We start from the raw sequence: 14,259 nt of genomic DNA, 5'->3' as shown, positions 1-14,259 counted from the left end.
CTTTAATGGAAGGTATTTTAAACCTTTGGCATGCTACCGGCATTGCTAACTTTACGTTTCCTGGCTTGATAATGATTGCAGTAGGCTGTTTATTATTGTTTTTAGCAATAGCTAAAAACTTTGAGCCACTGCTTTTATTGCCAATTGGCTTTGGCGCGATATTAACTAATATTCCTGTTGCAGGGCTATCAGAGCCTGGTGGGCTTTTGTACTCAGTTTACTATGTGGGTATTGATTCCGGTATTTTTCCGCTATTAATATTTATGGGGGTTGGTGCACTAACTGACTTTAGTGCGCTAATAGCAAATCCTCGCATGTTATTACTGGGAGCTGCAGCTCAGTTTGGTATTTTTGCGACCTTATTTGGCGCAATTTTACTTAACTTTATTCCAGGTTTTGAGTTTACGCTTCAAGATGCATCGGCTATTGCGATTATTGGTGGTGCTGATGGTCCGACGGCGATATTTTTAGCATCAAAGCTTGCTCCTGATTTACTAGGTGCAATAGCCGTAGCTGCCTATTCATATATGGCACTTGTGCCAATTATTCAGCCACCAATTATGCGTGCACTGACAACGCCAGAAGAGCGCCAAATTAAAATGCCAGAGCTGCGTAAAGTGTCTAAAAAGGAAAAAATTATTTTTCCACTTATGGTACTTACTGCAACAGCAATGTTTTTACCAGCAGCAATACCGCTAGTAGGTATGTTTTGTTTGGGTAATCTAATGCGTGAGTCGGGTGTTGTAGATAGACTGAGTAACAGTGCCCAAAACGAAATTATTAATATAACGACTATATTTTTAGGGTTGGCGGTTGGCTCTAAGCTTGCTGCAGATGACTTTTTAACAGTAGAAACCATTGGTATTTTAGTACTGGGTGCGCTTGCTTTTGCTATTGGTACAGCATCGGGTGTGTTTATGGCAAAAGGCCTTAACAAACTCTCTAAAACACCTATTAACCCTTTAATTGGTGCTGCGGGTGTATCGGCAGTACCGATGGCGGCGCGTGTAGTGAACAAAGTTGGGCTTGAGAATAACCCACATAACTTTTTACTTATGCATGCTATGGGGCCAAACGTAGCTGGGGTGCTAGGAAGTGCCGTAGCCGCGGGTATATTACTGGCCCTTGTTGGCTAGTATTTAAGATTTAATCCAACCGATTAGCGCAGTTTACTGCGCTTTTTTTATGTCTATAAAACAGTGCATATTAAAGTTTGTTTGCAACCGTGTTTTTGTTTACAGTGAGGGCTATGCACACTAATAAGGATAGTCACCATGCTTAACACCCCTTTGGCAAAATATTTACCTCATGTTAGTAGACTCGTTTTTGGCTGTATGGGCCTAGGCGGCGGTTGGAATAAAGACGCCATAACCAAAGAGCATTTAAAACAAACTCACGAGTGTATTGATGCAGCCATAGCTGGCGGTATTAATTTTTTTGATCACGCCGATATTTATACTTTTGGCAAAGCCGAGCAGGTATTTGGCCAAGCACTTGGTGAACGACCAGAGCTGCGCGAGCATATGTATATTCAATCTAAATGCGGTATACGCTTTGAAGATGATAAAGGCCCTAAGCGCTATGACTTTTCGGCAAAGTGGATTGAAGAATCAGTTGAAGGCTCACTTAAGCGTTTAAACACCGATTACCTCGATGTGCTTATGCTTCATCGCCCTGATCCGCTAATGGAAGTAGAAGAAATTGCTCAAGTGTTTAGCTGCCTACAAGAAAGCGGCAAAGTACGTAATTTTGCCGTATCGAACATGCAGCAGCATCAAATGAACTTTTTACAACATGCCCTAGATATGCCTATTGTGGCTAACCAAATAGAAGCAAGTTTACAAAAACACCAATTTGTTGATGAAGGCGTGTATGCCGGTAATGCAGATGGAAAAGATCTTAACTTTACACCGGGCAGTGTAGAGTATTGTCGCCATTTTGATATTCAAATACAAAGCTGGGGAAGTTTATGCCAAGGGCTATACACCGGTGGGGATTTATCGAATGCATCGCAAGCCGATATAAATACCAGCATACTCGTAAATAAGCTTGCTGCACTTTACGATACTACGCCTGAGGCGATTGTTTTAGCTTGGTTATTACGCCACCCTGCAATGATACAACCTATTATTGGCACAACGAACGTTGAGCGTATTGCTGCTTCATGCGATGCGCTAAACGTGCAGTTAAGTCGCGAACATTGGTATGCATTGTATGTAAGCGCCAAAGGCCATGAGTTACCATAAATAAGGTTTAGAAATGAATATATTTGTTATTTTAATTTGCTTGTTTGTCGCTCTTGCAGTGCTGATACCTTTGCTTGAAAAGTACCAAGGTAAAATGGGGTTGGATGGCGCAACTAAATACAGCAAATATATTTGGCCACTAGTGATGGTTTCTTTAGTCGTACAGCTTATTTATGTACTGATGTATTAATGGTTTATAGCGTATACAAAAAGCCTTTACAGGGTAAACCTGCAAAGGCTTTTTTATTATCTATAACTTATACGTTACTTAAGTGCTAGCTGTAGTTCGCGATTGCGTTCAAGCTGTGCAATAAAGTTTTCTGCAATAGGCTTAAACTTAGCAAGTTCAGAGCGTGGTAACGGCTCAGACTTAGGTAACTTAACGGTTTTAGGGTTACGGTGTACACCATTGACTAAAAATTCGTAGTGTAGGTGTGCGCCGGTTACACGGCCGGTAGCACCCACAGTACCAATTTTTTCACCTTGTTTAACCTTTTGCCCTGTTTTAACAAGCTTTTTGTTAAGGTGTAAGTACTTAGTTACATACTGCGTGCCGTGGCTTATAAATACGTAGTTACCATTGTACTTACTGTAGCCTGCTTTAATTACTTTACCGTTACCTGAGGCTACAACCGGTGTACCTGTACGTGCTGCGTAATCAATACCACGGTGTGCTCTTACTTGCCCAGTTACTGGGTGTAAGCGACGTGGGTTAAAGCTCGAGCTAATATACTTAAAGTTTACCGGCGCACGTAAAAATGCTTTTTTCATGCTGCGGCCTTCAGGCGTATAAAAGTTTCCATCGGTATGGCGAATAGCCGCATAACGTTGGCCTTGGTTTATAAATTCTGCAGCAATGATTTTACCAGTGCCAATAAACTCGCCATCAACATAATGCGACTCGTAAATTAGCCCAAACTGATCGCCCTTACGAATATCGTTGGCAAAATCCACATCCCAACCAAATATATCAGCAAAGTTCATTATTTGGCGCTCGCTTAAGCCTGCCGCAATTGCTGAGGTCCAAAAGCTGCTAGAAATTTCGCCACCGGCTGTTTTGCTCAGTGTTTCTATTTCTTTGCTATCTATTGATGTGTCGTAATTACCTTCGTCATTTAAGGTAACAAACAAAGTATCTGTTTTTGAAATAACATAACGAAGCTGCGCTAAATCGCCGTTTTCTGCTGTTGCAAAACTCAGTATTTCACCTGGGTGGATTTTAGTTAGTTTGCGTGTTTCAGCATTGGTGTTAATTAGCTTATGAAGGGTTTGCGCTGAAAAACCAGCACGCTTGAAGATAATTGCTAAATTATCGCCGTTTTTAACTTGGTGATCGACTAAGTCGTATTCTGGCAGCTTTTCGGCTGCTTCTGGCGAATTTAATTCAGTTAATTTTTCGTTGTCTTCAACTTTAACTTGTAACTCGTAACGCTTACCAATTTCTAGTGCATTTGCACTATTGTCTTTGGATGCAGTCGCTTTTTCTGAAGGAAGAAAGGCTAAGCCAACAATAGCAGAAACCAAACCTAGAATAAGCAATTTGTGTTTTTTGGGAAGCGTGTTAACCACGTGAACCATAACGTGCCTTTTCTGCTGTCGTGAAAATAAAATGGATATTAATGCAGGATATACGTAATAAGGTACGAATACTAGTAAATATAGCTAAAAGCCCCGCAATTGTTAGTAAATTAGCAATTTATGATTGTTTAAGTTTATCGATTTAAACTGATTCTAAAGTGCGTTAAAATTAGTACTTAAACACCATTTCTAATTGCCTAGCACAGTAAGACTAAGTTTATTAAGTTTAGTTGCATTATTCGCATAAAAAATTGTTTTAATTAGGTAGAAATTTGTTATGTTAGCAACATAAGTGCTTTTGGTTTAAATCTGTTTTAAACCCTTATGTAGCAAGTCATCTAGTTGCCCCTTCGTTGGCAGAATTTTGGAGTAATACACAGTGGATTTACAAACCGCTCTAGCAGAGATAAAACGCGGTGCAGAAGAGATATTAATTGAAGACGAATTAGTTGAAAAACTAAAGTCGGGCAAAAAGTTAAAAATTAAAGCGGGTTTCGATCCTACCGCGCCAGATTTACATTTAGGTCACACTGTACTAATTAATAAAATGAAAACCTTTCAAGATTTAGGTCATGAGGTTATTTTCTTAATTGGTGACTTTACTGGCATGATTGGCGATCCGACAGGCAAAAATGTAACACGTAAACCACTGACTCGTGAAGATGTACTTGCCAATGCAGAGACTTATAAAGAGCAAGTATTTAAGATTTTAGATCCTGAAAAAACAACGGTTGCCTTTAACTCTCAGTGGATGGAAAACCTAGGCGCTGCGGGTATGATTAAACTTGCTGCCAATCAAACTGTAGCGCGCATGCTAGAGCGTGATGATTTTAAAAAGCGTTATGGCAGCGGTCAACCCATTGCTATTCATGAGTTTTTATACCCACTTGTACAAGGTTGGGATTCGGTTGCACTTGAGTCAGACGTAGAGCTTGGTGGTACCGATCAGCGTTTTAACCTTTTAATGGGGCGCGAGCTTCAAAAAGTAGAAGGTCAAAAGCCGCAAACAGTACTCATGATGCCATTGCTTGAAGGCACAGACGGCGTTCAAAAAATGTCTAAGTCGCTAGGTAATTACATTGGTATTACGGATGCGCCAAACGATATGTTTGGTAAAGTAATGTCGATTAGTGACGTACTTATGTGGCGTTATTACGATTTACTAAGCAGCTTATCAATCGAAGAAATTGCAGCGCAAAAACAACGCGTAGAGCAGGGCACTAACCCGCGTGATATTAAGATTGAATTGGCGAAAGAATTAATTGCCCGTTTCCACAGTGAAGAAGCAGCACAAGCTGCACACGATGACTTTATCAAACGTTTTCAGAAAAAAGCGCTACCAGATGAAATCCCTGAGCTGACTATCACCATTGCAGATGAGGGTATTTTAATTGCTAACTTACTTAAAGAAGCTAATTTAGTAGCCAGTACATCTGAAGCAATGCGCATGATTAAGCAGGGCGCAGTAAAACTTAACGGTGAGGATAAAATCACTGATACTAAGCTTGAGGTAGCAAAAGGCACAACCGCTATTTACCAAGTAGGTAAACGTAAGTTTGCGAATATTACTGTTGCGTAAGCGCAGTTAAAACTAAAAAACCAGCTTAGGCTGGTTTTTTTGTGCGCGTTAAAAAACTAAATAAGCTTTACAATTTCAATGCTGATAATGACTAACAGCCAAAATACACGCGCTTGATTTAACCTATTAATTATTACGGGCACATCATCGGGAGATGGCAGTCTATCAGTACCAATTCGCATTTTGTTAAAGCGCTTACCAAAATAAACTGCAGGGCCGCCTAGCTGTGCGCCCATAGAGGCGGAGCACACACTTAAAATCCACCCTGTATTTGTTTGATAAAAATGTCTGCCATAGTGCTTTATGTAATGCATACTTTGTTTACTGGCTTTGCTTGCGGCAATTGTTAATGCAAGTATGCGTACGGGGATAAATTCGATTACAAACAAAAGTATTTTAAGCGGTTTTAAAAAATGGCTATTAGGTGAAATATCGGCGCGCCACGCTTGCTGTATTAAAGTGAGGAGCCGATACGCTAAAGCGCCAATTGGCCCAAGCAATAAAAATATAAATATAACGGTAAAGTAATTGCGAGCTGTGCGTAAAATTAAGCTTTCAATTAAGGCTTTCATAATACCTGGCGCTGAGAGCTTATTAACCTCTCGGGCAAGCAGCGGCTTTACAAGTTCTCGTGCGGTAGATTTTTGGTTTTGTTTTACGAGCTTGGCAACACGCAGGGCTTTTTTCTCAATCGCTTTGCTTTCAAGGCACAAATATAAAATAAGACCTGCGAGCAGTTCAGGGTAAAAGGCAAATTCAAGCAGTAATACAATAATAATAAGAATAACGCTTAAAACTAATGTACTGGCAAGAATGGCGGCTAAATAAAGGTAGTTTTTAGGCTCATGTGGTTTATAAACCCGTTTTCCTATCGCACTAAAAACAGCGGTTAATACTGTATTAGGGTGATACCAGCTTTTTAACGGGAAAAAGCGCTCAGCAAGGAGCGCTACAAAAAAGGCAATAAAGTCCAAATGGTTTTGAACAATATTGCTTAGCATTTACAGTGTAACTTTTGTTAGTTTTTCTAATAGTGCAACAACCATTTTTGATGAGTTGATTGATGCCGTTTCTAGGTATTCTTCAAACGACTGCGGTGACTCTTTTCCAGCAATGTCAGACATAGAACGAATAACAACAAATGGGGTATTAAGCGCAAAACATGTTTGCGCAATAGATGCACCTTCCATTTCTACAGCTAGCATTGTTGGAAAGTCGCTACGAGCTTTATCAATACGCACAGGGTCACACATAAATGAATCACCGGTACAAATTAAGCCTACTAAGGTTTTTACTTCGCTGATTTGGGCAATGGTCTGCTCGGCAGCTTCAACAAGTTTTGGGTGTGCGGCAAAGCCTGCAGGCATTTGTGGAACTTGGCCAATTTCGTAGCCAAAAGCAGTTACATCTACATCGTGATGACGTACTTCTGAAGAAATAACAACATCGCCAACACTTAATGAAGGATCAAAGCCACCGGCAGAGCCTGTGTTAATAACACAATCAGGATTAAAGTTATCAATTAATAACGTGGTTGCAATAGTTGACGCCACTTTACCAATACCCGATTGCACAAGCGTTACTGTGTTACCAGCCAATTCGCCTGTGTAAAAAGTAAACCCTGCTTTAGTTAGCACTTGTGGGTTTTGCATTGCTTCACGTAAAATTTTAACTTCTGGCTCCATTGCGCCAATAATACCAACATTCATAGTGTTTGATTCCTGAGTTTGAATACGTAGATTATACGTGAAGTTAGCAATAAAAAACAAAAAAGCGAGCTGTTTTACGGCTCGCTTTAAATACCTTTAGGAGAGTATTTAATTCTATTTTAAATTTCGGCTAAGGCAGTGGTTTGCGCTTTAGCCTGAGAAGGTGACAATACCGCAGGTTTGCTGACGCGATTACGAGTTGGGCGAGCCGATTGCACGGCAGGTTTGCCTATTTTAAACATAATTGCATCGCGCACCTCAGAAGGACGGTAGCCTGATTTTACTTTCATACGAATATGTGGAATGCCTGCTGACTCTAGAGCACCGTTTACAAACCAGTCGCGCTGAGCTTTGTGGCCATCTTTGTTGGCATTATTAACTAAATCGACCGCAGCCACTATCGTCATTTTTTCTTTATCGACTAGCACAAAATCGAGTTGTTTATTTTTAGCTTTAGCTAAGGCTGCACGTTTTGATTTAGCAGATAGCCCTTGCTTACAGTCGATGACATCGATAAGTTTGACGCGGCTTACAATTTTATATTGATCGCCTACCGCACGCTCTAAAAGATTTAAAAATGCACCCTCAACCTGTGTAAACACGGTTTGTTTGCGGGTAAAAGGATACGGGTTTCCGCCATCATCATTAAATTTTGACGCAACCACAGAGGCCCCAACCACTAATACTAAAATTGATAATAAAGCGAATTCCATACGGTAACTCCATAACAACAAATTGACACTGCTCAAACAAAGCAATTTACGTGCCTAAAAATTTGGTGTTATGCGTTAATTACCGTATGTATTTAGTATTAATGCAGCGCTGATATTAGGCTTTGTAGCCGCCCTCAATACCTTTGACGGCGATAGCAACCGCATCATGTGCATGAAGTGATTCATAATGATTAATTTGTAGCCAGTAATCACTATAATTATTATGCTCAAGTACCGCTTTAATTTTCCGAGCAGCGTCTTCACAAAACATTAAATTTTGACCGTTAAGGCGGGCAAACTCTTGCTCATCTTCGCGTTTTACTGCCGCTTGTACAGGCGTTTTTAGCTCTGACTCTAAAGTATCAATTAAATTGACTACGTCAAACTCACTAGTGGTGCTATCTAGCTTTACTTTTACGTTTGCTATTGAGCGTTGTGAATGCGGTGTGGCTACAATGCCTTGCGTAGTGCCTAACCAGTCTAATACATCTTTTTGATTCAATGTTTCTTGGCTGAATTTTTCGCTAAATGCATTTTGAATTAGCTGGCGAGCAAGTGCTGCAGAGCACGGGCAAGTCGATGAGTAAGTAACATCAACGCTTAGCTCAAAATTAATTACGCTATTTTCAATGGTACTGGTTAGGGTAATTGGGTAGCTTTTCCAACCCGCTTTTCCACTTAGTAACGATTTACGTCGCAGTGGGAGCTCAAATTTAAACTCTATTTGGGCTTTGTCACTTAAGCCTTTATGGCTGGTAATAAAGGTATCGAGTGCTTGTGCTAAGGTTTGTGGGTTAACCTGTTGCTCTGTTGAGAGTAAATCAAGCGCTAAAAATAAACGCGACATATGAATGCCTTTAGCGTCTTCTTTATGCAAATTAACAAAGGCACGCGCTTTTGCATTAACGGTAACGGGTGCTAAATCTTTCGACTCAAAAATAAATGGCAGTTCTATCTCGCCCATACCAACCCAGTCTAACTTACCTGTTTGTAAGGCGGGAGCCGTATCAGCTATATCGGGCATGTTGGTTTGCATGTGCGCTACTCGTTATTGATCATAATAAAGCGCAGCATTTTACACTAAATAATTTATTGCTGAAATGATGAGTTTAACAAGTAGGCAAAAGTAAACATGAAAATTTTCTGTTTTTGTCGCACAACATGAATATAGCTAATAGAAAAATGCTAATATTTGCTGCACTATGCGTTTGACTATTAAGAGGCACTTTTTATTTATGCCTAGTAACGAGATACACTGACCTATGACCGATTCTTCTTTGAGCCCTTGGGCTCGAGTACTTTCTAGTTTAATAACCCGCTTTGGTGAGTTAAAAACCGCGGCAATGTGCTATGCGCTTTTATTAGGCGTGTCGCTTATATTGTCGAGTATGTTTTATTATGTGGCACTGGGTGAGGTTAATTTAGTAGATATTTTAGCTGTGGTATTTTTTACCGCGGTTGTATCTCCTTTTATGATCAGTATTTTACTCAATTCGATTAGGCAGTTAGAAGCCTCATACGCTTATTTAGACAGCGCCACAAAACAAGAAAAACTATTAAACCAAACATTAAAAGATAATATTAACCGCCTTAATATTGAGATAGATGAGCGAAAAATGGCGTTTCATGCCAAGCATCGCGCTATTGAAGAGCTACGCCGTGAAATCGCGGAACGTAAAAAAACTCAACAAGAACTTGCTCAACAAGGCATGCTTCTTCGCTCTATTGTCGACTCTTCCCCCGATTTATTTTATTACCGAGATAACAATGGTGTGTTTGCCGGCTGTAATAAAATGTTTGAAGAGGTTATGGGCAAAACCAGCGCCGAATTAATTGGTAAAACCGTAGAGCAAATTTTTCCAAGCTACTTTTTAGCAGAAGTACTCAGAACCGATAAACAAGTAGAGCAAACGCATCAAGCCCTTACAATTGACGTTGAATACATGGTTAATGGCGAAAACCGCTGGTTTGAGCTGCGTAAGTTACCCTTTATAAACGATCAAGGGGACTACATAGGTTTATTGGCGTTCGGGCGTGATATAACTAGCCGTAAAGAAGCCGCACAAGCGCTTGAAACAGCCTATAAGGATAAAGGTAAGTTTATAGCAACGCTTAGCCATGAGCTGCGCACACCATTAAATGGCATTGTAGGCTTAACCCGAATGCTACTTGATACAGAGCTTAATAAACAGCAGCGTAGTTGGTGTAATACAGTGTTTTCGAGCGCTGAAACGTTAGGTAATATTTTTAACGATATTATAGATTTAGACAAAATAGACCGCGAACAATTAGATATAGCAACCGATTCAATCAACGTTTCAGACTTTATAAACGATGTAGTGAACTTTGCTGGATTAATTGCGGAGCAAAAGGAGCTTGAGTTTTCAATTGAGCGAAACGGCACATTGGATGTTTATGCACTCCTAGACCCAACGCGTCTTCGCCAAGTAGTGTGGAACTTAATTAATAATGCCGTTAAATTTACCCAGCATGGCGAGGTAAAGCTCACATGTAGCCGAGAAGAGCGAAGTGATGGCCCATGGCTTGAACTTAAAATATCAGACACAGGACAAGGGATCCCAGACGATCAACTCTCGCGCATATTTGATATGTACTACAAAGCGCCCGACCTAAGCGGTAAAAATGCGATTGGTTCAGGTATAGGTTTAGCTGTAACCAAAGCGTTAGTGAGTGCAATGAAGGGGACTATTTCGGTAACGAGTAAAGAAGGTGAGGGTAGCTGTTTTACCGTAAATATACCGCTTAGCTTATGTGTAGCGCCTACCGAGCAAAGCTATGAAGGTAGAAGTTTATACATATTACTTGTTGAGGATGTGCCATTAAATGCCGAAATTGCGACTAACTTGTTAGAGCAGCGCGGCCATGAGGTGATTTGGGCCGAAACGGGTGAAGATGCACTTTCGTTTGTAGAAACCGAAGACGAGCTTGATTTAGTACTACTTGATATGCAACTGCCCGATATAAATGGTGATGAAGTGGCAAGACAAATACGTGCCGATAGTCACTTTGATAAATTACCTATTGTTGCGCTGACCGCGAATGTACGTAGTGCCGAAGAAGACCTAGAAGGTATATCGGTGCAAGGGGCGCTTGCTAAACCAATTAATACAATAAAGCTTGATAAGATGCTCGCTGATTTGTTCGATATTCAACAAAGTGAATCAGACAAACCGCTGCTAACGGTAAGTAAAGAAGCGCTTGAGGGCATTAATGCAGGTGTGCTTGATGTTGAAACCATTGAAGACTTTGTAAACTCTATGGGGCTTGAAGTATTTAAGCGCAGCAGTGGTTTGTTTGAAAAACTAAACCCGCAATATCAGCAAGAGCTGCAAAGCGCGTTAAATGAAAACGACAGGGAAGAGTATAAATCGGTGGCGCATAAGCTTAAAGGTGCTGCGGGCTCTGTAGGATTAAACGACGTACAGTTACATGCTAAAAAGATGGAACACGGTGCGCTTGATGAATCAAATGAAGTATTAAAAGAGTGGTTAGATATACTTGCAGATAAAATAAATGAAGGACAAATTGCCCTTCATTCGTTTTTAAAATTATTAGAGTAAACGGTTTACTCTAATTAAGCGTCTATTTTACCAATAAAGCGGTAACCTTCACCATGGATGGTGCTGATTAGCTCAGAAGTAGAATTATCACTTTCGAAGTGCTTACGAATACGACGAATTGTTACATCTACCGTACGGTCATTAGCGCGAAGCTCGCGGCCAGTCATATGTTTAATAAGTTGCTCACGGCTAAAAATACGCCCAGGAGAGTCAAGCATTAAACGAAGAGCGCGGTATTCACCTTTAGGTAAACGCTTAGCATCACCATTTGGTGATGTTAAACAACGGCTATTTTCGTCAAGCTCCCAACCGTTAAATGTAATTACACCGTTAGTTTCAAGCACTGACTCTTCGCCGCCTAGCGCAGTACGAGTAATTAAGTTGCGAGCGCGTATAGTCAATTCACGAGGGTTAAAAGGTTTAGTGATGTAATCATCAGCACCAATTTCTAAACCTAAAATACGGTCTACGTCGTTATCACGGCCGGTTAAGAAGATTAAACCGACTTTGCGTTTTTGGCGTAATTCACGTGCTAAAATTAGCCCGTTTTTACCCGGTAGGTTGATGTCCATAACTACAAGATTGACGTCATCATTATTTGTAAGCTTGTCATGCATATCATCGCCATCAATGGCTTCAATAACTTTGTAACCTTCAGCTTCAAATAAACTCACGAGGTTTAGTCGAGTTACGTCTTCATCCTCTACGATTAGAATGACTGGCGTTTGCATTATTAATTAACCTTTTTGGAATATTTTATTTACAAAAAATCGAATTTTAACTAAATAATTCGATTACTAGAGATTATAGGATTATACCCAAATGTTAACAAGAAAAAACAAGTTGGATAAAAATAAAACAGTAGGGGTGTTCCAAACTAACCAAAAGGCATTGTGCAAAAACTACTGTTTAATGATATATAACGGATGCAGCTTTTTGAATTATGAAAACGAAGCCATTTCCTTTAATAATTGATACATCCACCAATCACTTAAAGGTACTAAAAATAATCGCGCAAATTCAAAACGGAATTATATCATTTTATAACCTTTCATCAATGTATGTGATACTGCAAAAGCAATAAAGTTCATAAATTGTATCGTCCAATTATTAGATCAAGTTAAATAATTAAACATGAAATATCACATGCTCTCTCTATAAGGTCATTAAATAGTAATTCAAGTAAAAAGCGTAAATAAATACTCTTTTTTTAAACACTTTTTATGGAATTGTAATAACAAAGCGTACGCCGGGTTTTGCATCTAGGTCATACAGTATATGCCCGCCTAGCGCTTGGGTTACAAGGTTATAGACCAAATGCATACCTAATCCACTGGCTCCTTGGCCGCGCTTAGAGGTTACAAATGGGTCAAATATCCTATTTTTGACATTTTTATCAACGCCTTTACCGTTATCTGTGTAGATTATTTTTATTTGAGGACCTGTAATTTCTATATCAAACTGGATTTCGTTATTTTCACTACCCACAAACCCATGAATAGCTGAGTTTAAAATAAGCTGTTGAAATATTTGTTGTAGAGGTTCTGATTTACTTTCAATTGTTAAGTCACTTGGGCAATTGATCACAACGTTAGGTTTGGACTTTATCAACTCTGATTGAATCGACATTAACACGTCAGATATTAATTTATGGATATTTACATGGGTTTTAACCCCGTCATCTTGAATTACAGCTACCTTTTTAAAGTTAGAAATAAGGTCGGCTGCTCGATTTAAGTTTCGATAAATTAAATCAAGATTTTCAATACCTTCGTCTATAAAGCGTTTTAATTGGTTAGAAGTAAGGGATTTATTATCAAAGCTAAGCTGAACATCGGCAAGTTTGTCGCGCAATAAGGTTGAACCCGTGATACCTAAACCTATAGGGGTGTTAACCTCATGCGCCACCCCAGCTACCATTTGTCCTAACGAAGCCATTTTTTCGTTTTCTACTATTTGCTCTTGGTATTGATGCATTCGCTCAAGGGTTGAAAGTAATTCTTGGTTTGCCTCACGCAGGGCTATTGTTCTTTGATTTACCTTTTCTTCTAAGCTTTGGTTGAGTTGCTTTATTTCTAGTTTGTCTTTTTCATGGCGCTCTATTTGCTTACGCGTACGTGTAAGCATGATATTTAAGCTATTTGATAAGGCTGTAACCTCTTTTACTTTAGTCGCAGGGGCGCGTACATCGTAGTTGTGGTTTTTTGAAACGTCTTGTAGTAATCCACTCAAATGCTCAATAGGGTTTGCAATACTTTTTTGGGTGTTTATGGCAATAAAGTACACAAAAAATAATATGAATAGGGTGAGGAAAACATCTATGATTATTTTTTGTTTTATAAATTCATCTAGGCTTTCTAGGCTGCCACGCATATAAACGTAGCCAACTACTTGCTCATTGTTAAGTACAGGTGTTATCAGCTCAATATAATTATTGGTTACTCTAGGCTCTTTTAACTCTTCAATGCTGTCTACGCGCAAGGGCACCGGCGGAGTTTTTTTAGCATTAAAACTAATAAAAAACATAGGCTTGCTCGATACTTTTTCTATGGCGTAAATGTGGATGTTTTTTACAAGGGGGATTTTTTCAAATGACTTTAAGCGTTTTTCTTCTGTTTTTCTATCGTCATTTACTAGTGAACCCGATGCATCAAACGCAACAATATCAGAGAGGATCACAAGCTTGTTTATGATCAGTTCCTTTTGTTCTTTTACACCCATGTAAGTAGAAATCGAAACTGATAATGTTAAACAAATAGCAGTGATAAGCATGATGGTGTTGATCAGCGCTTTTCTAATACTTTTTTGGTGTACTTTTTTTGGCATTATTGCTGCATCGCCTAAGCAAGGATA

At 39.5% G+C, this 14,259-nt stretch carries 12 protein-coding genes; 5 read left to right on the top strand and 7 right to left on the bottom strand.

What is annotated here, in order from left to right; all coding sequences use genetic code 11:
* Window positions 1–5: 5 nt before the first annotated feature.
* The 3 genes from CWC16_RS15925 (at window position 6) to CWC16_RS19900 (ending at window position 2,436) form a co-directional block, all read left to right on the top strand.
* Window positions 6–1,136, top strand: coding sequence for a sodium ion-translocating decarboxylase subunit beta (locus CWC16_RS15925; RefSeq protein WP_138542215.1), 1,131 nt, complete (start codon window positions 6–8; stop codon window positions 1,134–1,136).
* 138 nt (window positions 1,137–1,274) lie between these two features.
* Window positions 1,275–2,246 (top strand): aldo/keto reductase, encoded by a 972-nt coding sequence (locus tag CWC16_RS15920; protein WP_138542214.1) that lies wholly within the window; start codon window positions 1,275–1,277, stop codon window positions 2,244–2,246.
* Window positions 2,247–2,259: 13 nt separating this feature from the next.
* On the top strand, window positions 2,260–2,436 hold the full coding sequence (locus CWC16_RS19900; protein ID WP_162838354.1) for a hypothetical protein: 177 nt from the start codon (window positions 2,260–2,262) through the stop codon (window positions 2,434–2,436).
* Between the two features lie 74 nt (window positions 2,437–2,510).
* Here the strand turns inward: CWC16_RS19900 and CWC16_RS15915 are convergent, their stop codons facing one another.
* Window positions 2,511–3,824 carry a peptidoglycan DD-metalloendopeptidase family protein gene (locus tag CWC16_RS15915; RefSeq protein WP_138542213.1) on the bottom strand — a complete coding sequence of 438 codons (1,314 nt, stop codon included), beginning with the start codon at window positions 3,822–3,824 and terminating at the stop codon, window positions 2,511–2,513.
* A gap of 379 nt (window positions 3,825–4,203) precedes the next feature.
* On the opposite strand from CWC16_RS15915, the gene tyrS reads away from it, so the two are divergent.
* Window positions 4,204–5,403: a tyrosine--tRNA ligase gene (gene tyrS / locus CWC16_RS15910; protein WP_138542212.1), complete on the top strand. Its 1,200-nt coding sequence runs from the start codon at window positions 4,204–4,206 to the stop codon at window positions 5,401–5,403.
* Window positions 5,404–5,459: 56 nt separating this feature from the next.
* Here tyrS and CWC16_RS15905 read toward each other — a convergent pair whose 3' ends face one another.
* From CWC16_RS15905 to folE2, 4 genes are all read right to left on the bottom strand, one after another.
* On the bottom strand, window positions 5,460–6,404 hold the full coding sequence (locus CWC16_RS15905; protein ID WP_138542211.1) for a cobalamin biosynthesis protein CobD/CbiB: 945 nt from the start codon (window positions 6,402–6,404) through the stop codon (window positions 5,460–5,462).
* Window positions 6,405–7,112, bottom strand: a complete 708-nt coding sequence (mtnN, locus tag CWC16_RS15900) for a 5'-methylthioadenosine/S-adenosylhomocysteine nucleosidase (protein ID WP_004587526.1) — start codon at window positions 7,110–7,112, stop codon at window positions 6,405–6,407.
* A 119-nt stretch (window positions 7,113–7,231) separates the two neighbouring features.
* On the bottom strand, window positions 7,232–7,825 hold the full coding sequence (locus CWC16_RS15895; protein WP_055016541.1) for a DUF2726 domain-containing protein: 594 nt from the start codon (window positions 7,823–7,825) through the stop codon (window positions 7,232–7,234).
* A gap of 115 nt (window positions 7,826–7,940) precedes the next feature.
* On the bottom strand, window positions 7,941–8,861 hold the full coding sequence (gene folE2, locus CWC16_RS15890; protein WP_138542210.1) for a GTP cyclohydrolase FolE2: 921 nt from the start codon (window positions 8,859–8,861) through the stop codon (window positions 7,941–7,943).
* 226 nt (window positions 8,862–9,087) lie between these two features.
* On the opposite strand from folE2, the gene arcB reads away from it, so the two are divergent.
* Entirely contained in the window at window positions 9,088–11,406 is a 2,319-nt protein-coding gene (gene arcB, locus CWC16_RS15885) for an aerobic respiration two-component sensor histidine kinase ArcB (protein WP_138542209.1), read from the top strand.
* A 14-nt stretch (window positions 11,407–11,420) separates the two neighbouring features.
* Here arcB and arcA read toward each other — a convergent pair whose 3' ends face one another.
* Both arcA and CWC16_RS15875 read right to left on the bottom strand, forming a co-directional pair.
* On the bottom strand, window positions 11,421–12,137 hold the full coding sequence (gene arcA, locus CWC16_RS15880) for a two-component system response regulator ArcA (protein ID WP_004587530.1): 717 nt from the start codon (window positions 12,135–12,137) through the stop codon (window positions 11,421–11,423).
* Between the two features lie 490 nt (window positions 12,138–12,627).
* The gene (locus CWC16_RS15875; RefSeq protein WP_138542208.1) at window positions 12,628–14,232 is read right to left on the bottom strand and encodes a HAMP domain-containing sensor histidine kinase; all 1,605 of its coding nucleotides are present in this window, start codon (window positions 14,230–14,232) and stop codon (window positions 12,628–12,630) included.
* Window positions 14,233–14,259 lie beyond the last annotated feature (27 nt).

The organism is Pseudoalteromonas sp. S3776 (assembly GCF_005886915.1).
Classification (GTDB): Bacteria; Pseudomonadota; Gammaproteobacteria; order Enterobacterales; family Alteromonadaceae; genus Pseudoalteromonas.
The sequence above is the reverse complement of the archived record's forward strand: the minus strand, read 5'-3'. Positions and strand labels throughout refer to the sequence as shown.

Excerpts from the sequence above, each read along its gene's own strand:
- CWC16_RS15925 (WP_138542215.1), top strand. The coding sequence starts at position 6 with ATGGAAGGTATTTTAAACCTTTGGCATGCTACCGGCATTGCTAACTTT.
- CWC16_RS15920 (WP_138542214.1), top strand. The coding sequence starts at position 1,275 with ATGCTTAACACCCCTTTGGCAAAATATTTACCTCATGTTAGTAGACTC.
- CWC16_RS19900 (WP_162838354.1), top strand. The coding sequence starts at position 2,260 with ATGAATATATTTGTTATTTTAATTTGCTTGTTTGTCGCTCTTGCAGTG.
- CWC16_RS15915 (WP_138542213.1), bottom strand. The coding sequence starts at position 3,824 with ATGGTTCACGTGGTTAACACGCTTCCCAAAAAACACAAATTGCTTATT.
- CWC16_RS15905 (WP_138542211.1), bottom strand. The coding sequence starts at position 6,404 with ATGCTAAGCAATATTGTTCAAAACCATTTGGACTTTATTGCCTTTTTT.
- mtnN (WP_004587526.1), bottom strand. The coding sequence starts at position 7,112 with ATGAATGTTGGTATTATTGGCGCAATGGAGCCAGAAGTTAAAATTTTA.
- CWC16_RS15895 (WP_055016541.1), bottom strand. The coding sequence starts at position 7,825 with ATGGAATTCGCTTTATTATCAATTTTAGTATTAGTGGTTGGGGCCTCT.
- folE2 (WP_138542210.1), bottom strand. The coding sequence starts at position 8,861 with ATGCAAACCAACATGCCCGATATAGCTGATACGGCTCCCGCCTTACAA.
- arcB (WP_138542209.1), top strand. The coding sequence starts at position 9,088 with ATGACCGATTCTTCTTTGAGCCCTTGGGCTCGAGTACTTTCTAGTTTA.
- arcA (WP_004587530.1), bottom strand. The coding sequence starts at position 12,137 with ATGCAAACGCCAGTCATTCTAATCGTAGAGGATGAAGACGTAACTCGA.
- CWC16_RS15875 (WP_138542208.1), bottom strand. The coding sequence starts at position 14,232 with ATGCCAAAAAAAGTACACCAAAAAAGTATTAGAAAAGCGCTGATCAAC.